The organism is Streptomyces sp. NPDC040718 (genome assembly GCF_055593565.1).
Window position 1 is genome coordinate 450275 of record NZ_JBVIXO010000001.1, and the last position, 17779, is coordinate 468053.

A 17779-nucleotide genomic window follows, 5' to 3' on the forward strand; every position below is an offset into this window, starting at 1 on the left:
GCGGAGGTGATTACATGACAAAACGACTGCTGCGGATCGCCTGCCTCGCCGCCGTCTTCGTCGCCGCGGGCCCGCCGGCCGGCGTCCACGCCGAGCCGGCGCCGCGCCCCGGGCCCGCCGTCGCCGAAGGGCCCCTTCCCGAGGCCCGCGCCGCCCCCGCCGCCGCCCCCGCCGCCGTTCCCGCGCGCGGGGTCGGGGAGTTGCTCACCCGGCTCCAGGGCCTCTATCAGCAGGCCGAGGAAGCCACCGAGGCCTACAACGCCGCCGAAGTCGCCCTCAAGGCCCGCCAGGCGGAGGAGGAGCGGCTCACCACCGCGCTCGGCCGCACCCGTTCCGCACTCGACTTCGAGCGGGCCACCGCCGGGCGGCTCGCCCGGGAGCAGTACCAGGGGGTCCGCGGCGGGAGCCTCTCCCCGTACCTGCGGTTGTTGCTCTCCGGTGATCCCCAACAGGCCGTCGACCAGCGCCGGCTCGCCGCCCGTGAGGGCGCCCGGCGGGCCGGGGTCGTGGCGCGGCTGGAGCGGGACCGGAAGCAGGCGGGGGCGCTGGCCGGGGCGGCCCGCAAGGCCCTGGACGACCAGGAGGCGCTCGCCGCGCGGCAGAAGGAGGCCCAGGGGGAGGTGACGGGCCGGCTCAAGGAGGTCGAGCGGCTGCTGGCGGCGCTCACCCCCGAGGAGCTCGCCGGGCTCGGGGCGCGCGAGGCGGCCGTGACGGCCGGGGCGCAGCGGACGCTGGTGGACTCGGGCCGGCTGCCCGCCCGTACGACCACGCCGACGGCGGCCGGCGGGGCCGCACTGCGGTACGCGGCGGCGCAGATCGGCAAGCCGTACGTGTGGGGCGCCGAGGGGCCGGGTTCCTTCGACTGCTCCGGGCTGACCTCTCAGGCCTGGGAGCACGCCGGGCGGTCCATCCCGCGGACCAGCCAGGAGCAGTGGGCGCGGTTGGCCCGGGTGCCTCTGGACCGGCTGCGCCCGGGCGATCTGGTGGTCTACTTCCCGAAGGCCACGCACGTGGCCCTGTACATCGGGGACGGCAAGGTGATCCAGGCGCCCCGTCCGGGGGCCACGGTGAAGGTGTCCCCGATCGCGGCGAACCCGCTGCTGGGGGCGGTCCGCCCGGATCCGGAGGGGACGCCGCTGGCGGAGTTCACCCCGCCGCCGCTGCCGGAGGCCGCGACGGCGGGGGACGACGCGGGCTACTCGTCGGAGGAGGAGCCGGACGGGGAGACCGACGCGGCGACCTCCGCGAGGTAGTCGGCCGTGTCCTCGGGGTCGTAGAAGTACGAGTCGAAGTCGGCCGGGTTGTCGAAGCCGTTGGCGAATCGATTCGCCACCGGCTGGAGCTGCCCGGCCGCGCCGATCAGGTTCAGCACGTGCTCCGGCGGGACGCCCAGCATGGCGTTGGTCCACTGGGTCACCGGCTTGCCGGTCGTGAACCAGTACTTGTCGAAGGTGGCCTTCATCCACGCTTCGTCGAACGGCTTGTCGCCGTGCATGAGGATCGAGGAGAGGTACGAGGCCGCGCACTTGGCCGCCGCGTTCGAACCCTGGCCCGTGATCGGGTCGTTGGCCACGACCACGTCCGCGACGCCCAGTACGAGGCCGCCGCCCGGGAGGCGCCCGACGGGGTTGCGGACGACCGGCGCGTAGCGGCCGGAGAGCGTGCCGCCCGCGTCCGTGAGCTCGACCTTCGTCGCCCGCGCGTACTCCCACGGGGTGTACTTCTCCATGAGCTCCAGCGTCAGCGCCAGGTGCTCGGAGGGGTCGTTGACGCCCTTGAAGACGTCCAGCGGCCCGCCCGGCAGACCCTCCCAGAACAGGATGTCGGCGCGCCCCGAGGTGGTCAGGGTCGGCATGACGAACAGCTCGCCGACGCCCGGGACCAGGTTGCAGCGCACGGCCTCGGTGTCCGGGTGCTCGCGGCGCGGCCCGAGGCCGTGGACGTAGGAGACGGCCAGCGCGCGCTGCGGGGTGTCATAGGGGGAGCGTGCCGCGTCCCGCCCGAACATCGACACCAGCTCGCCCTTGCCGGCGGCGACGAGCACGAGGTCGTACGTGCGGGAGAAGAAGTCCAGGTCGGCGACGGACGCGCCGTGGACGACCAGCTGCCCGCCGCGCTGGGTGAAGGTGTCGAGCCAGCCGGCCATCTTCACGCGCTGGTCCACGGACTGCGCGTACCCCTTGAGGCGGCCGAGCCAGTCGATGGCGCGGGAGCCGTCGGGGGCGGCGACCGAGACGCCCAGGCCCTGGATCCTCGGGGCCTGCTTCTCCCAGAAGTTCAGCCGGAGGTCCCGCTCGTGCTGGAGCGCCGTGTCGAACATGCACTGTGTGGACATGACCCGTCCGGTGCGGATCTCGTCCGCGGTCCGGTTGGACATGAGGGTGATCTCGTAGCCCTTCGCCTGGAGGCCGAGGGCGAGCTGGAGACCGGACTGGCCGGCCCCGACGACGAGTATCTTGCGCATCACGTTCTCGATTCGGGGGAGGGGGAACGGGCCTACTGCTCGGGAGTGGCGTCCAGTGCGTGGCCCACCAGGGTCAGCAGGGACTCCACGACCGTGGCCCGGCGCCGCGCGTCCATGATCACGACGGGGACGTGCGGCGGGATGGTGAGCGCCTCCCGCACGTCCTCCACGTCGTAGGAACGCGAGCCCTCGAAGTGGTTCACGGCGACCGCGTACGGCAGCCCGCAGGTCTCGAAGTAGTCGAGCGCGGGGAAGCAGTCGCGCAGCCGGCGCGTGTCGGCGAGCACCAGGCCGCCGATGGCCCCGCGTACGAGGTCGTCCCACATGAACCAGAACCGCTCCTGGCCGGGGGTTCCGTACACGTAGAGAACGAGGTCGTCGTCCAGGGTGATGCGGCCGAAGTCCATCGCGACGGTGGTCGTGTTCTTGTCCGGGGTCCCGGTCAGGTCGTCGGTGGGGACGCTGGCCTGGGTCATCACCGCTTCGGTGCGCAGCGGGGTGATCTCGGAGACGGAGGACACGAAGGTGGTCTTGCCGACGCCGAAGCCGCCGGCGACGAGCACCTTGACGGCGACGGGGGCGCGCGAGCGGTCGTACTGCCAGGGCTGGACGGGCTCGTCGTCCACGAGGCCCCTCACGTCGGTGACGGCGTCGGCGGCGGAGGCTGAGGCGAAATCAGAGACGGCGGAGGCCACTGAGCACCCTTTCCAGCAGCGCGCGGTCGGGCCGGCCGGTGCCGTGGCCCGTGCCGTAGACGCGTATCCGGCCCTGGTCGGCGAGGTCGCTGACGAGGACCCGGACCACGCCGAGCGGCAGCTTGAGCAGCGCGGATATCTCGGCGATGGTGCGCATCCGGCGGCACACCTCGACTATGGCGCGCATCTCGGGCATGCGGTCGGGCGTCTTGGCCGGGCCGCTGTCGAGGGTGGCGACGAACGTCTCCACCAGCAGCACCTGCGGGAAGCGGGTGCGGCCGCCCGTCAGGGAGTACGGGCGGACGCGGGCGGGGCGGCGGTCGGCGCCGCGTATCGGCAGCCGGTCGGAGGCCGTACTCCTCACGGGTTTTTCTCCATCGACTGGCGCAGCTCGCTGCGGACTTCGGGGGTCAGGACGTGGCCGGCGCGGCCGACGAACAGGGCCATGTGGTAGGCGACGACGCTCATGTCGCAGTCGGGCGTGGCGTGCACGCCGAGCAGGGAGCCGTCGCTGATGGACATGACGAAGACGGAGCCGTTCTCCATGGCGACCATCGTCTGCTTGACCGTGCCGAACTCCATGAGGGCGGCCGCACCGGTGGTGAGGCTGCCGAGTCCGGACACGATGGTGGCGAGGTCGGCCGATGCGCCGCGGGGGCCCTTGGGACGGTCACCCCGGTCGGATTCCGCCGTCGGCTCGGAGGAGAGCAGCAGCAGCCCGTCCGAGGACACGACGGCCACGGAGTTGACCCCGGGCACCTCCTCGACCAGGTCGGTCAGCAGCCACTGCAGGTTGCGGGCCTGGGTGCTCAGTCCGTACGTACTGGGCGCGGTCATGTGCGTGCCTCCTGTGCGGTGTCCCCCTGGTCGGTGTGCCCCTGCCCCCGGTCCTGCGCGAGTTCTTCCGCGACGACCCGGCGCCCGTCCTGGGCGCCCTGGTAGAACCCGCCGAGCCGACGGCGCAGTTCCTCGGCGTCGACCCGGCGCGGCTCGGGGCGGGCCGCCGCGGGGTTTCCGATGCCGGGGGCCGCCACGGAGCGCGGGGTCCGCTTGGGCAGGCCCTTGGCGGTGACGGTCTGGGTGGCGGGCTCGGCCATGGGCTCGGGGTGGCTGCCCTGGCGGGGGACGAAGCCGTCCTCCGCGTCGGCGGCCCGCCGGTGGCTGGACTGTTCGGCGTCGGACACCGGGTCGGGGCGTCCTCCGTCGTGTACGGGTGTTCCGGGCGCGGTCTCCGGTCCCCCGGCGGCGTCCGCGGGGGCGGGGTCGGCCGCCGTGAAGGCGTCCGCGTCCGCTTCGGCCACGACCCGCGCGAGGAGCTCCTGCTCGGGGGCGACCCCGCCCGGGGTCCCGGCCGCGGGGGCCTCCTCGGGGGCCGGCGCGGTGAAGACCTGGTCGGCGGGGGGCAGCGGCGCGTCCTCGAAGGCCTCGGCGAGGGTGACGACCTTGGCGGGCTCGGCGTCCGCGGCGGGCGAACCGGCCGGCTCGGCGTGCTCCGGCTCGGCGGGCTCCCGGTCGGCGGGCGCGGCTTCGCCTGCGGGGGTGAAGGCCCCGGCGCCGAAGGCCTCGGCCACCAGGGACCCGGCGTCGAAGGTGTCGGACTCGTAGACCTCGGCCTCGGGGGACTCCTGCTCGGGGAACTCCTGCTCGGCGGGCTCTGCCCCGGCGGCGTCCTGCTCGGCGGCGTCCGCCGCACCCGTCTCCGCGTCGAAGGCCTCGGCGAGCGTGACCACCTTGGCGGGCTCCGCGTCCGCGGCGGACGGCCCGGCCGGCTCGGCGGGCTCCGCCGCGGCCGACGGCTCCGCCGCGGCCGACGGCTCGGCCGCGGGCTGGCGCAGCCGCGGCGGCAGGGTGTTCTCGTTGGCCTCGGCGATCACGCCGGGCAGCTGGAACGCGGGGGCGCCCGGCGTGGCCAGGGTGTGCACCGGGGAGGTCGGCGGGGCGTCCGGCAGCAGCGCCTCGGGGACGACGACCAGGGCCTCCAGGCCGCCGTGCCGGCCGGCGCGGAGCTCGGCGGTGACGCCGTGGCGCGCCGCGAGGCGGCCGGCGACGTACAGGCCGAGTCCCAGACCGTGTTCGGCCTCGGGTTCCTCGTCGTACGCGTCGGGGGTGGACAGGCGGGTGTTGAGGGAGGCCAGGCGGTCCTCGGTGACGCCGATGCCCTCGTCCACGACGGACAGGACCACGTCGCCGGCGTCGTTCAGCCAGCCGGACACCTTCACCTTGGCCTCGGGCGGGGAGAACGTCGTGGCGTTCTCCAGGAGCTCCGCGAGGACGTGGGAGATGTCGTCGGCGGCGTGCCCGGCGACCTGGGTGTAAGAGGGCATGGCGGCGAGGTCGACGCGCTCGTAGCGCTCGATCTCGCTGACGGCGGCCCGCATGACGTCGACCAGGGGCACGGGCAGGCTCTGGCCGTGGCCGTGCTCCTGTCCGGCGAGGACCAGCAGGTTCTCGTTGTGGCGGCGCATGACCGTCGCCAGGTGGTCCAGCTTGAAGAGGGTGGCGAGCCGGTCCGGGTCGCCTTCCTTGGACTCCAGTTCCTCGATGACGGCGAGCTGGCGCTCGACGAGGCCGAGGGTGCGCAGGGAGAGCGAGACGGAGGTCGTCGACATGATGCGGCGGTGCTCTTCGAGTCCCGCGCGCAGCTTGGCGAGCTCCTCCTCCAGGGCCTCGCGGCCGCCGGAGAGGGCTTCGTTGCGGCCGATGAGGCGGCGGCGGTCGGCGTCGAGCCCGGCGACCTTGGTGTGCAGGGCGACGGTCTGGTCGCGGACCGCGTTGAGGTGGCGTACGACCTCGGCGAACTCGTCGTTGCGGCCGGTGAAGCGGACGGGCTCCTGCGAGCCCTCGGGGGTCGCGAGCCGTTCCGCACCGCGCCGCAGCACCGACAGGGGTCTGGTGAGGGAGCGGGCGACGGCGGTGGAGAAGCCGATGACGAAGAGGAAGAGGACGCCGAGTCCGGCGACGAGCAGCTCCATCCGGGTCACGTCGTCGTCGCGCAGCTTGGTGAAGGCGGTGGCCCGGTCGCCGGCGAGGGTGGACTCCACCGAGCGCATCCGGTCGATGCGGGCGGTGAGGGTGGTGGCGAGGGCGGTGGCGTCGGTGGCCTTGCGCTCGGCCGGGGTCAGGGTGGACCGCTCGGTGAGGCGCTTGAGCTGGTCGTCGGCGGCCTTGACCTCGGGGCCGGTGACGGTGGCGGCGAGGGTCTGGCGTACGGCGGGGCGGGCGGCGCGCGTGAAGTCGTCGAGGGCGGCCTGTTCGCGGACGCGGGAGCGCTGGGCGGCGCCGGTGAGCTCGTCGGCGACGGCGGCGTTCGGGGCCTGCTCGGCGCGCGGGACGGCCAGGGCGGCGAGCAGCAGCCCGCGGGTGGCCGACGCCTGGTCCACGGCCTGGCCCAGGGGGGCCATGGGCCGGGTGACGGCGAGGGCGTCCTCGGCGCGGGGCGGGGTGAGTTCCGCGAGCCGGTCGCCGGGTGCGAGGAGTTCGGTGAGGAGGCCGGCGTAGGCCTGGTGCGCGGCGAGGGCGGTGCCCTTGCCGTCGACGGCTTCGGCGCGGACGGCCTTGACCTTGCCGAGGGCGCGGGCGACTTCCGCGTCGGCCTCCGGGCGGAGTTCGGCGATCTGCCGGTCGGTGCGCGCGGTGCGCTCGTCGACGGGCGCCTTGGCGTTGCCGGGCCGGCCCTTGGCCGCGTACTCGACGACGGCGTCGCGCTCGTCGCCGAGGAGGTGGGCGAGGGTGAGGGCGTGCTGCGTCTGTTCCGCCAGGGTGACCAGGCGCTGGGAGTCGTTCAGTTCCCTCGTGGCGGAAACGACGGCGGGGGTGCCTGCCGCGAGGACGGTGAGTCCGGCGACTGCTACTCCGACCACCAGCCTGCTGCGGACGCGTACGCGCCGTCCTGCGTTGGCGGGTCCGTCGGCGCTGGCGGTGCCGTTCTTCCGAGACCGCTTCTTAGACACCGGTGCTCGCAATCCTGTACGTGTGCTCGTGCTCGTCTACTCGTGTGGCCGAGGTAACGGCCGGTCAACAAGTAAACGCCCCCTGCCCCCTCGTACCGCCTCAGACCTTCGCAGTGTGTTGGGAGGAGAGCCGCACATCGCCCACCCGGCCACTCGAAGGAGTGAACATCACGGAGGAGTGGCCGACCAACTCGGGCACCGCGTGCCAGGGGCCCGGCATGGACGGGCGGTTGAAAGAACGCGGCGGGCTTTGGCAATATGCCCGCCCACGTTTCGCGGGGAGCGGGCGGGCGGGCCCTCCGGGCGGCCGGCCCCGCCATTTCCACCATTGGTACGGACCTTCCGGCCTCCAGGGGGCCCCGACGGGCAGAATGTCCGCATGCGCATCGACCTGGCCTCCGAACCCGGCAACCCGGAACACCCCAACCAGGACTGGGTGTCGGCGTCGGCACCTGCGTCGGGAGGCGGCGTCGTGGTCGTCCTGGACGGGGTCACCCCGCCGCGCGGGGACGACGGATGCGCGCACGGAGTGCCCTGGTTCTCCACCCGGCTCGGCGGCCGATTGACCGAACTGTCCGGATCGCGGCGGGACATGCCCCTGGAGGGGATCCTGGCCCGGGCCATCGCCGACACCGCCGACGCACACCGCGACACGTGTGACCTTTCTCACGTGCGGACCCCGCAGGCGACGGTGGTCATGGTCCGCTGGGACGAGTCGTACGTGGAACACCTCGTGCTCTCGGATTCCGTGCTCCTGCTCCGCGGACCCGGCGGCACGGTCACGCCGGTGCTGGACGACCGGCTGGACCGGGTGCCCGACGGGGTGCGCGGCTCGGTGGCGGCGACCGACGCGCTGCGCAATGCCGAGGGGGGCTTCTTCACGGCGGCCGCGGACCCGGCGGTCGCGGCCCGGGCCGTCACGGGCCGCACCCCCCGCGCGGAGGTGCTGGCGGTGGCCGCGCTCACGGACGGGGCGAGCCGCTGGACGGACACGTTCGGGGAGGGCGACTGGGCGGCCTGCCTGGACGTGCTGCGCAAGGAGGGCGCCCGGGGGCTGATCGGGCGGGTCCGGGCCGTGGAGTCGGATCCGCTGCGCCCGCCGGCCCGCCACAAGCGGCACGACGACGCCTCGGCGGTCTACGCGGAGCTCTGAGCGCCGCCCGCGGCGGCTGCTCCGCGGCTACTCCTCGCCGGAGTTCAGCTGGTTGAGCAGTCTGGCCAGCTCCGCCACCTCGCCCCGGTCCCAGTCGGCCAGCTTGCGCATGTACTGCTCGCGCCGGGCCCCGCGTACGCGCAGGAACCGCTCCCGGCCCTCTTCGGTGAGGCCGACCAGGAAGGCGCGCCCGTCGGCGGGGTCCGGCTCGCGGGCCACCAGGCCGAGCACCTCCAGGGCGCGCAGCTGGCGGCTCATGGTGGCCTTGCCGACGCCGAAGTAGGCGGCCAGCTCGGTGGCCCGCTGGCGGCCGGCGGCCTCCAGCCGGACCAACAGCCCGTACGCGGCCGGCTCCAGCTCGGGGTGCAGGGCGCGGGCCATCTCGCCGGAGGAGGCCCGGGCGCGCCGCAGGAAGACGGACAGCTCCCGCTCCAGGGCGAGGAACTCCTGGTCTTCGCTGCCGTGCACGTGCCGCTCCCATCCGTGGCGGGGCACGCCGTGGCACCCCTGTTCGGCACCAGTATTTCGCAGCGCGTGCGCCGAGGGCCCGGGGCCCCGCCGATGGGGGACTCCGGGCCCTCGGTGGACGTGTGCGCCTTCCGGATCAGGCGGCCTCGGTGAAGGACACCACCGCCGGGGCGAGGGCGAGCTCCAGGACCTGGCGCACGTCGGTCACCGGGTGCACCTCCAGTCCCTCCAGCACCTCGCCCGGGACGTCGTCCAGGTCCGCCTCGTTCCGCTTCGGGATGATCACGGTGGTCAGCCCGGCCCGGTGAGCGGCGAGCAGCTTCTGCTTGACCCCGCCGATCGGGAGCACCCTCCCGGTCAGGGACACCTCGCCGGTCATGGCCACGTCCGTGCGCACCTGGCGGCCCGAGAGCAGGGACGCCAGCGCGGTGGTCATCGTGATGCCGGCGCTCGGGCCGTCCTTGGGGACGGCGCCCGCCGGGAAGTGGATGTGCACGCCCCGGTCCTTCAGGTCGGCGACCGGGAGCTCCAGCTCCGCGCCGTGCGAGCGCAGGAAGCTGAGGGCGATCTGCGCCGACTCCTTCATGACGTCGCCCAGCTGGCCCGTCAGGGTGAGCCCGGCGGCGCCGGTCTCCGGGTCGGCGAGGGAGGCCTCGACGAACAGGACGTCGCCACCCGCCCCGGTCACGGCGAGGCCGGTGGCCACGCCGGGAACCGCGGTACGCCGCTCCGCGGGGTCCTGGGCGGACTCCGGGACGTGGTGCGGCCGGCCGATCAGGCCGCGCAGCTCGCCCGCGCCGATGGCGAAGGGGAACTCGCGCTCGCCCAGTTCGTGCTGGGAGGCCACCTTGCGCAGGAGGCGGGCGATGGACCGCTCCAGGGTCCGCACGCCGGCCTCGCGGGTGTACTCGCCGGCGAGCTTGCGCAGCGCGTCCTCCTCCAGGACCACCTCCCCGGCGGTCAGGCCGGCGCGCTCCAGCTGGCGGGGCAGCAGGTGGTCCCGGGCGATGACGACCTTCTCGTCCTCGGTGTAGCCGTCGAGGCGGACCAGCTCCATGCGGTCGGCGAGCGCCTCGGGGATGGCCTCCAGGACGTTGGCCGTGGCGAGGAAGACCACGTCGCTGAGGTCGAGCTCCACCTCCAGGTAGTGGTCCCGGAAGGTGTGGTTCTGCGCCGGGTCCAGGACCTCCAGCAGGGCCGCCGCCGGGTCGCCCCGGAAGTCGGAGCCGACCTTGTCGATCTCGTCGAGGAGCACGACCGGGTTCATCGACCCGGCCTCCTTGATCGCCCGCACGATGCGGCCGGGCAGGGCGCCGACGTAGGTGCGCCGGTGGCCGCGGATCTCGGCCTCGTCCCGTACGCCGCCGAGGGCGACGCGGACGAACTTCCGGCCCATGGCGTGGGCCACGCTCTCGCCGAGCGAGGTCTTCCCGACGCCGGGCGGGCCCACCAGCGCGAGCACGGCACCCCCGCGCCGTCCCCCGATGACGCCCATCCCGCGCTCGCCGCGCCGCTTGCGCACGGCGAGGTACTCGGTGATGCGGTCCTTCACGTCGTTCAGCCCGGCGTGCTCGGCGTCGAGGACCGCGCGGGCGCCCTGGATGTCGTACTCGTCCTCGGTGCGCTCGGTCCAGGGCAGTTCCAGCACGGTGTCCAGCCAGGTGCGGATCCAGGAACCCTCGGGGCTCTGGTCGCTGGACCGCTCCAGCTTGTCGACCTCCTTGAGCGCGGCCTCCCGCACCTTCTCGGGCAGGTCGGCGGCCTCGACGCGGGCGCGGTAGTCGTCGGACTCCTCGCCCTCCTTCTCCCCGCCCAGCTCGCGCAGTTCCTTGCGGACGGCTTCCAGCTGGCGGCGGAGCAGGAACTCGCGCTGCTGCTTCTCGACGCCGTCCTGGACGTCCTTGGCGATGGACTCGGCGACGTCCTGTTCGGCGAGGTGGTCGGAGAGCGCCTTCACGGCGAGGCGGAGGCGGGCGACGGGGTCGATGGTCTCCAGCAGCTCGACCTTCTGGGCCACGCTCAGGAACGGCGAGTACCCGGAGTTGTCGGCCAGCGCCGACACCCCTTCGATCTGCTGCACCCGGTCCACGACCTGCCACGCGCCGCGCTTCTTCAGCCAGCTGGTGGCGAGAGCCTTGTACTCCTTGACGAGCTCGGCGACCGCCCCGGGCAGCGGTTCGGGCACCTTCTCGTCGACGGTCTCCCCCTCGACCCAGAGCGCCGCCCCGGGCCCGGTGGTCCCGGCGCCGATCCGGACGCGGCCGCGCCCGCGGATCAGCGCCCCGGGATCCCCGTCGGAGAGCCGCCCGACCTGCTCGACGGTCCCGAGCACGCCGATCCCGGCGTACTTACCGTCGACCCGCGGCACGAGCAGCACCCGGGGCTTCCCGCCGCCCACCGCCGCCTGCGCCGCCTCCACGGCTCCGCGCACCTCGGCATCGGACAGGTCCAGGGGAACGACCATCCCGGGCAGCACGACCTCGTCGTCGAGCGGCAGTACGGGCAGGGTGAGCGTTACGGACGTCGAAGCCATGATCTTCCCTCCGGCAGTGAAGTTGAGCTATGCCGACTCAATGCTTCTGCGTCCGGCAATGTTCCCCAACGCCCGTTCGCCGGGGGCGAACACCTCCGGCGGGCCCCTCGTAGCACCATGACGCCATGACGCCATGACGCCATGACGCCATGACAGACATACGACGAACCGTCAGCTCGGGCTCCCCGCTGGAACCCCGGATCGGCTTCTCCCGCGCGGTCCGCACGGGGCCCTACGTGGCCGTCGCGGGCACCGCCCCGATCGGGGACGACGGCTCCACCGCCGGCCCGGGCGACGTCCACGCCCAGACGGTGCGCTGCCTGGACATCGCGGAGCGGGCCCTGGAGGAGGCCGGCGCCTCGCTCGCCGACGTCGTGCGGACCCGGATCATGCTCACCGACATGGCCACCTGGGAGGAGGCCGCGCGGGCCCACGGTGAGCGCTTCGCCGCGATCCGCCCGGTGACGACCTTCGTCGAGGTGTCCCGCTTCATCGACCCGGCCTGGCTGGTGGAGGTGGAGGTCGACGCGGTGATCGGCGGCTAGGCCGCTGAAAGCCGGATGTCGCCGGAGGTGGTGCGGACCGCGATGCGGGAAGGGGCGCCGGGTGCGTCCCCGAGGGTGACGTCCCGTTCGCCGGAGGCGGTGTCGGCCGACACCCGGTACGGGGCCTGCGGCGCCCTCAGGGTGACGTCGCCCGAGCCGGTGGTGACGGACACCGAGGCCGGGGCCTTCGCGAAGCCGACCGTCGAGTCGCCCGAACCGGTACGGAACTCGAACTCCGGGCCGGACAGGTCGGCCGCCGTCAGGTCCCCGGACGAGGTACGGATCTTCAGCGGGCCCGTGATCCGCTCGGCCCGGACGTCGCCGGAGGAGGAGTCCAGCTCGGCGGAGGCCACGCCCGTGACCGTGATGTCTCCGCTGCTGCTGCCCACCTTGAGCTTCACCGAGGCCGGCACCTCCAGCCGGTAGTCCACCCAGCAGCTGTCCCCGTCGCCGCTGCAGCCGTGGGTGAAGCCCAGCACCCCGCCCGAGACCCGCTGCCCCGGCACGGGCGCGGTGTCGCCCCGGTAGTGCACGACCCGGCGGACGGTGACGCCGGAACCGCTGCCCGGGGTGACCACCACCGACCCCCGGCGAAGGCCCGTCAGCTCCACCGCCGTGACGGCCTCGGTCACGGTGGCGTCGGCCCCGGCGGTCTTCAGCCTGGCCTCATCCACGAAGGAGCAGCCCGACAGCAGCAGGGCCGAGGCGGCGACGGTGGCGGCGAGAGCGGTGCGGCCGGTGCGGGTGAGGGCCTGGGATTCCATGCCGACGAGTCTGCCGACCAGGGGGCCGGCGCACCCTGGTGCAGGTACCCGAAACCGGGGTGGGGCTAGCCCCACCCCCCTCAGGGCCCCGTCACCACCGGCCGCAGCTCCGAGGGCAGGCCCCACTCGCTCCACGAGCCGTCGTACACCGCGGTCTCCCCGTACCCGGCCAGCGTCGCCCCCAGCGCGAGCACGCAGGCCGTGACGCCCGAACCGCAGCTGAAGTAGAACCGCTCCCGTTCCCCGGCCAACGCCCCGAAGGCCTCGCGGAGTTCCCCGGCGGGCCGCATCAGGCCGTCCGGCCCCCGCAGTTCGCCGAACGGCAGGTTCAGCGCGCCCGGCATGTGCCCGCCGCGCAGCCCGGGCCGCGGCTCGGGAGCGGCGCCGGCGAACCGCTCGCGGGTCCGGGCGTCGAACACGGCGGCGGCCGGGTCGGCGAGCGCGGCGGCAACGGTGCCGGAGTCCACCAGCAGCCCGCGACGGGGCCGGGCGGTGAAACCGCCGCGCGGCCCCTCGTACGCCGCCGCCTCCGCCTCGACGGGCAGCCCGGCGGCGGCCCACGCGGGCAGGCCCCCGTCCAGCACGGCCGCCCGGTCGAAGCCCATGGCGCGCAGCATCCACCAGGCGCGGGCGCTGGAGTAGATCCCGGCGCCGTCGTACACGACCACGGCGTCGGAGTCGTCGACGCCGAGCCCGCGCAGCGCCTCGGCGAAGTCGTCCGCGGAGGGCATGGTGTGCGGGGCCGCCGCCGCGTGGTCGGAGAGGGCGCCGTCGAGGTCGAAGGGGCGCGCGGTGGGGATCCTCACGGGCGCCCGGCGGTGGGCCCCGACGGAGGCGTCGAACACCACGACGTCACCGAGGTGCTCGGCGAGCCAGGTGCTGCCGACGAGGGGGCCGGGTATCTCGGGTACGGGCATACGAGGGCCTCCGGAGGCGGCATCGGACACGGTCTGCGCCCCATCCTGGCCCATGCGTGCGCGGGGCGGGTCGGGGTGGGTCGGGGGGGTCGGGCGGGGCCAGGAACGGGATTCGCCTGGAGGAACGGGCCGGCCGCCCGGGGCCCCACGACGCCGGAGTCCCAGCGGGCCCGGATCAGAGAGGGTTTGGGGGTTTCCCGTCAGGACCCCGCCCACCGGCCCCCGGCCCGCAGGCAAGGGGGCGGGGTGGGCAATGGCCCCCCGCCTCAGCCGCACGTGCCCGGGCGGGCGTACACCGCCACCCGTGCCCCGCGTACCGACGTCACCGAGCAGCGCTCGAACCCCGCCGCCAGCGCCTCGCGCTTCGCCGCCTCCGCCGGGTACGCGTCCAGCGGCTGGTCCGGCGGGTCCAGCAGGGCGATCACCCTCGGGGAGGCCAGGACCGCCGCCCGGACGGCGTCCGGCGGCTGCTCCGTGCCCTGGAGGGTGCCGGAGGCGGCCGGGCTGCGGGACAGGGCCACGTCGTGGACGGAGCCGTACACCCCGGGCGACGACAGCAGCCACTCCCGCCGCCGTGACGGCATGAACAGCACCGCGTCCCCCGGCCGGGCCCGCTCCCGCACCGCCGCCGCGACGGCGAGGGCGTCGTCCTTGCGCGCCTCCGGGGTCCGCAGCCACGCCGACCACACCCCGACCGGCAGCAGCAGCACCCCCACCAGCACCCACGGCAGCGGCAGCCGCCCCCGCACCCCCGCCAGCACCGCGAGGCCCGCCAGTGCGTAGAGGACGTACCGGTCGACGTACAGGGGGTGCGCCAGCGACACGGCCATCAGCACCCCCGGCGGCAGCAGTGCGAGCGGTACGGCGACCCGTACGGCCTCCCGGTCGGCGGTCCCCCGGGCCAGCAGGGCCACCGCCGCCACCAGGGCCGCGTACGCCGCCCAGTCCTGCCACGACGGCCGGCCGAGCCACCCCAGCTGCGCCTGTGCCTGCCGCGCGCTCACGAGGGCCAGCGGCAGCAGTCCGACGGCGACCGCCCCCGCCGCCCACCGCCAGCCCCGCGCCCGCCACGCGGCGAACGCGTGCGCAGGCACGGCCAGTACGGCGAACTCGTGCAGCCAGCAGCCCAGCAGGAGCACCACGGCGTAGGCCGCCCACCGCTCGCGCAGCATCAGGTACGTCGCCCAGGCCACGGCCGCCGCGACCAGCGCGTACGAGCGCCCCTCCTGCGCGTACGCCTGCACCGGCGGCAGCACGGCGTACGCGGTGCCGGCGATCAGCGCGGCCCGCTCCCCCGCCAGCCGGTGCGCCACCGCGGCCACTCCGGCGGCGGCGAGGGCCGTGCCGGCCACGGACGGCAGCCGCAGCGCCCACAGGCCGCCGTCCCACAGGCCGAAGACCCCGTGCATCAGCAGGTAGTAGAGGCCGTGCACGGCGTCGACCTGCCCGAGCAGCTCCCGGAGCCCGCCGAGGGGACGGTGCGCCACCTGCCAGGTTGTGGACTCGTCGCGCCACATGCTCCCGCCGCCCGCACCGCGCGGCAGGCCCCACAGCCCGAGGAGCACGGCGGTCAGCGGGGGCAGCGCGCGCCATGGGGTGATGCGGCGGATGGCGGCCTCCGGGTGCTTTCGGTTGCGGGGCGGGCACCCCATACTCGGTGTTCGGTCGGAGTACCTGCGGAGGTGGGTGTGCGAGCGATCCGAGCGGCCGGGGCCGCGACGGTGGTGCTGCTGGGCGCGGTGCTGGTCCTGTCCGGCTGCGGCGGCGGGTCCGGCGGGCCCCAGGAGGCGACGGCGGCGCCGACGCCCACGGCGACGGCGACCCCGTCCACTCCCACAACCACACCCGTGGCGACCCCGCCCGCCACCCCCGCCCCCGCCCCCACGGCAACCGTGGCCGCCGCGCAGACCCTCGTCCGCGTGACCCGCAGCGGGGGTTTCGCGGGCCAGACCCGGACCGTCATCGTCAAGGGCGACGGCTCCTGGACCCTCCTCGACGGCAAGGCCCGCGACCTGCGCTCCGGGAAGCTGGACGCGGCCGGGCTGGGGGCCCTGCGCACCGCGCTCCGGGAGGCGGACTTCGCGCACCTGCCCCGGGTGGCCACGGCCGATCCACCGGTCTACGACGGGTTCACGTACGCCTTCGTACACGGTGGTTTCGAGGTCGCCGCCGACCAGACCGAGCTGGCTCCGGGGCTCCGGAAGGTGCTGGACGCGCTGCCCGGATTCGACGCGACGGGATGAATCTCTGATTCCGGATGTCCCCGGGTCCTGTCCGAACCCCGCATAGCCGCAGGCCGGTGCCTCCTCTACGCTGCACCCCATCACGCGGGATCTTCAGGGGCGGGACATGGAACAGACACACACCACCCACAGCGTCGCCGCGGCCACTCCAGGTGCCCAGCGGCGCGTGCTCGTGGTCGAGGACGACCGCACCATCGCCGACGCCATCGCGGCCCGGCTGCGGGCCGAGGGCTTCCAGGTGCAGACGGCGTACGACGGGCCTGCCGCCGTCGCGGCCGCCGAGAGCTGGCAGCCCGAGCTGCTGGTGCTGGACGTCATGCTGCCCGGCTTCGACGGGCTGGAGGTGTGCCGCCGGGTCCAGGCGCAGCGGCCCGTCCCGGTGCTGATGCTCACGGCGCGGGACGACGAGACCGACATGCTGGTGGGCCTCGGGGTCGGGGCCGACGACTACATGACGAAGCCGTTCTCGATGCGCGAGCTGGCCGCCCGGGTCCACGTGCTGCTGCGCCGGGTGGAGCGGGCCACGCAGGCCGCGACGGCCCCGCGCGGGGCGACGCTGCGCCTGGGCGACCTGGAGATCGACCACGCGCAGCGCAGGGTGCGGGTGCAGGCGGAGGACGTGCACCTGACGCCGACCGAGTTCGACCTGCTGGTGTGCCTGGCGGGGACGCCGCGCGCGGTGCTCTCGCGGGAGCAGCTGCTGGCGGAGGTGTGGGACTGGGCCGACGCGTCGGGGACCCGTACGGTCGACAGCCACATCAAGGCCCTGCGGCGGAAGATCGGCGCGGACCGGATCCGTACGGTCCACGGCGTCGGGTACGCCCTGGAGACCCCGGCGCAGTCGTGAGCGGGCCGCCGCGCGGGCCGGGGCTGCGGCCCTATTCGCCGTTCTCGATCAAGACGAAGCTGGGCACGCTCGTCGTGGTGTCGGTGTTCATCACGACGGGGCTGCTGATGGTGGCCCTGCGCACGGCGACGGAGCTGCGGTTCATCACGGTCTTCTCGGTGATCGCCTCGATGCTGATCACCCAGTTCGTGGCGCACGGTCTGACGGCGCCGCTGGACGAGATGACGACGGTGGCCCGGGCGATCTCCCACGGGGACTACACGCGCCGGGTGAGCGGTGCCGGGCGCCGGGACGAGCTGGGCGATCTGGCCTCCACGATCAACCGGATGGCCGATGATCTGGAGGCCGAGGACAGGCACCGTCGAGAGCTGGTCGCGAACGTCTCGCACGAGCTCCGGACTCCGATCGCGGCGTTGCGGGCGGTGCTGGAGAACGTGGTGGACGGGGTCTCGGAGGCCGATCCGGAGACCATGCGGACGATGCTGAAGCAGGCCGAGCGGCTGGGCCGGCTGGTGGACACCCTGCTGGACCTGTCGCGGGTGGACAACGGGGTGGTGCCGCTGAAGGCGCGCCGGTTCGAGGTGTGGCCGTATCTGTCGGGGGTGCTGAAGGAGTCGGGGCTGGCGGCCTCCGGGCGACCGGGACTGGCTTCCGGTTCTGGTGGTCACACCCGCAATGACGTGCACCTTCACCTGGATGTTCACCCTCCGGAACTGGCCGCGTACGCGGACGCGGAGCGGCTGCACCAGGTGGTGGCGAACCTGATCGACAACGCGGTGAAGCACAGCCCCGCGCACGGCCGGGTCACGGTCCGGGCCCGGGCCGGCGCGGCGCCGGGGAGCCTGGAGCTGGAGGTCGTCGACGAGGGCCCGGGAATCCCGGAGGCGGAGCGGCACCGGGTTTTCGAGCGGTTCAACCGGGGTTCCGCCGGTGGCGGGGACGCGGGCGGCGACGGGGGCACCGGTCTGGGGCTGGCCATCGCCCGGTGGGCGGTCGGCCTGCACGGGGGCGACATCGGCGTGGCCGAATCGTCACGGGGTTGCCGAATCCTTGTCACCCTTCCGGGCAGCTCACAGGTGTCGTCTTGACGTAGGGTTCGAGTGGGAAGGACATGATCTCGGCCACACGTGCCCGGGGTCGTCAGGGGTGCGAGGCCTAGGGGGTCGCAACCTGGCTGCCCCCTACCCGAACCACGCTTGT

At 74.3% G+C, this 17779-nt stretch carries 16 protein-coding genes; 6 read left to right on the plus strand and 10 right to left on the minus strand.

The features are described from left to right. Positions 1-14: 14 nt before the first annotated feature. The gene (locus tag ACZ597_RS02035) at positions 15-1253 is read left to right on the plus strand and encodes a C40 family peptidase (RefSeq protein WP_471323699.1); all 1239 of its coding nucleotides are present in this window, start codon (positions 15-17) and stop codon (positions 1251-1253) included. Here the strand turns inward: ACZ597_RS02035 and ACZ597_RS02040 are convergent. From ACZ597_RS02040 to ACZ597_RS02060, 5 genes are read right to left on the minus strand one after another with little or no spacing between them, the layout of a single operon-like run. Further along, positions 1196-2464, minus strand: coding sequence for a styrene monooxygenase/indole monooxygenase family protein (locus ACZ597_RS02040; protein ID WP_471323702.1), 1269 nt, complete (start codon positions 2462-2464; stop codon positions 1196-1198). The genes ACZ597_RS02035 and ACZ597_RS02040 overlap by 58 nt on opposite strands. Positions 2465-2496: 32 nt before the next feature. After that, entirely contained in the window at positions 2497-3159 is a 663-nt protein-coding gene (locus ACZ597_RS02045) for a GTP-binding protein (protein ID WP_471323704.1), read from the minus strand. After that, positions 3140-3523, minus strand: a complete 384-nt coding sequence (locus tag ACZ597_RS02050; RefSeq protein ID WP_361605209.1) for a DUF742 domain-containing protein — start codon at positions 3521-3523, stop codon at positions 3140-3142. The genes ACZ597_RS02045 and ACZ597_RS02050 overlap by 20 nt, the downstream gene beginning before the upstream one ends. Continuing rightward, positions 3520-3996 carry a roadblock/LC7 domain-containing protein gene (locus ACZ597_RS02055; protein WP_471323707.1) on the minus strand — a complete coding sequence of 159 codons (477 nt, stop codon included), beginning with the start codon at positions 3994-3996 and terminating at the stop codon, positions 3520-3522. Before ACZ597_RS02055 ends, ACZ597_RS02050 begins: the two co-directional genes overlap by 4 nt. Then, entirely contained in the window at positions 3993-7109 is a 3117-nt protein-coding gene (locus ACZ597_RS02060; RefSeq protein WP_471323710.1) for a sensor histidine kinase, read from the minus strand. The genes ACZ597_RS02055 and ACZ597_RS02060 overlap by 4 nt, the downstream gene beginning before the upstream one ends. A gap of 379 nt (positions 7110-7488) precedes the next feature. Between ACZ597_RS02060 and ACZ597_RS02065 the strand changes: the two genes are divergently transcribed. After that, positions 7489-8262 (plus strand): protein phosphatase 2C domain-containing protein, encoded by a 774-nt coding sequence (locus ACZ597_RS02065; protein ID WP_471323713.1) that lies wholly within the window; start codon positions 7489-7491, stop codon positions 8260-8262. Between the two features lie 27 nt (positions 8263-8289). Here the strand turns inward: ACZ597_RS02065 and ACZ597_RS02070 are convergent, their stop codons facing one another. Next, entirely contained in the window at positions 8290-8757 is a 468-nt protein-coding gene (locus ACZ597_RS02070; RefSeq protein ID WP_471323716.1) for a MarR family winged helix-turn-helix transcriptional regulator, read from the minus strand. Between the two features lie 109 nt (positions 8758-8866). Next, positions 8867-11263, minus strand: coding sequence for an endopeptidase La (gene lon, locus ACZ597_RS02075; RefSeq protein WP_471323719.1), 2397 nt, complete (start codon positions 11261-11263; stop codon positions 8867-8869). A 149-nt stretch (positions 11264-11412) separates the two neighbouring features. Between lon and ACZ597_RS02080 the strand changes: the two genes are divergently transcribed. Beyond that, positions 11413-11808, plus strand: coding sequence for a RidA family protein (locus tag ACZ597_RS02080; RefSeq protein WP_471323722.1), 396 nt, complete (start codon positions 11413-11415; stop codon positions 11806-11808). On the opposite strand, the gene ACZ597_RS02085 is transcribed toward ACZ597_RS02080, so the two are convergent. From ACZ597_RS02085 to ACZ597_RS02095, 3 genes are all read right to left on the minus strand, one after another. Then, on the minus strand, positions 11805-12572 hold the full coding sequence (locus tag ACZ597_RS02085) for a DUF4097 family beta strand repeat-containing protein (protein WP_471323724.1): 768 nt from the start codon (positions 12570-12572) through the stop codon (positions 11805-11807). The two genes, ACZ597_RS02080 and ACZ597_RS02085, sit on opposite strands and share 4 nt — an antisense overlap. An 80-nt stretch (positions 12573-12652) precedes the next feature. Next, positions 12653-13489: a sulfurtransferase gene (locus ACZ597_RS02090; RefSeq protein ID WP_471323727.1), complete on the minus strand. Its 837-nt coding sequence runs from the start codon at positions 13487-13489 to the stop codon at positions 12653-12655. A gap of 266 nt (positions 13490-13755) precedes the next feature. Continuing rightward, positions 13756-15141: a glycosyltransferase family 39 protein gene (locus ACZ597_RS02095; protein ID WP_471323730.1), complete on the minus strand. Its 1386-nt coding sequence runs from the start codon at positions 15139-15141 to the stop codon at positions 13756-13758. Between the two features lie 36 nt (positions 15142-15177). Here ACZ597_RS02095 and ACZ597_RS02100 point away from each other — a divergent pair, with 36 nt between their 5' ends. The 3 genes from ACZ597_RS02100 (at position 15178) to ACZ597_RS02110 (ending at position 17667) form a co-directional block, all read left to right on the plus strand. Then, complete coding sequence (locus ACZ597_RS02100) at positions 15178-15732, plus strand: hypothetical protein (RefSeq protein WP_471323732.1); 555 nt, start codon at positions 15178-15180, stop codon at positions 15730-15732. Between the two features lie 106 nt (positions 15733-15838). After that, positions 15839-16579 carry a response regulator transcription factor gene (locus tag ACZ597_RS02105; RefSeq protein ID WP_125816401.1) on the plus strand — a complete coding sequence of 247 codons (741 nt, stop codon included), beginning with the start codon at positions 15839-15841 and terminating at the stop codon, positions 16577-16579. Then, entirely contained in the window at positions 16576-17667 is a 1092-nt protein-coding gene (locus tag ACZ597_RS02110) for a HAMP domain-containing sensor histidine kinase (RefSeq protein ID WP_471323735.1), read from the plus strand. Before ACZ597_RS02105 ends, ACZ597_RS02110 begins: the two co-directional genes overlap by 4 nt. Positions 17668-17779 lie beyond the last annotated feature (112 nt).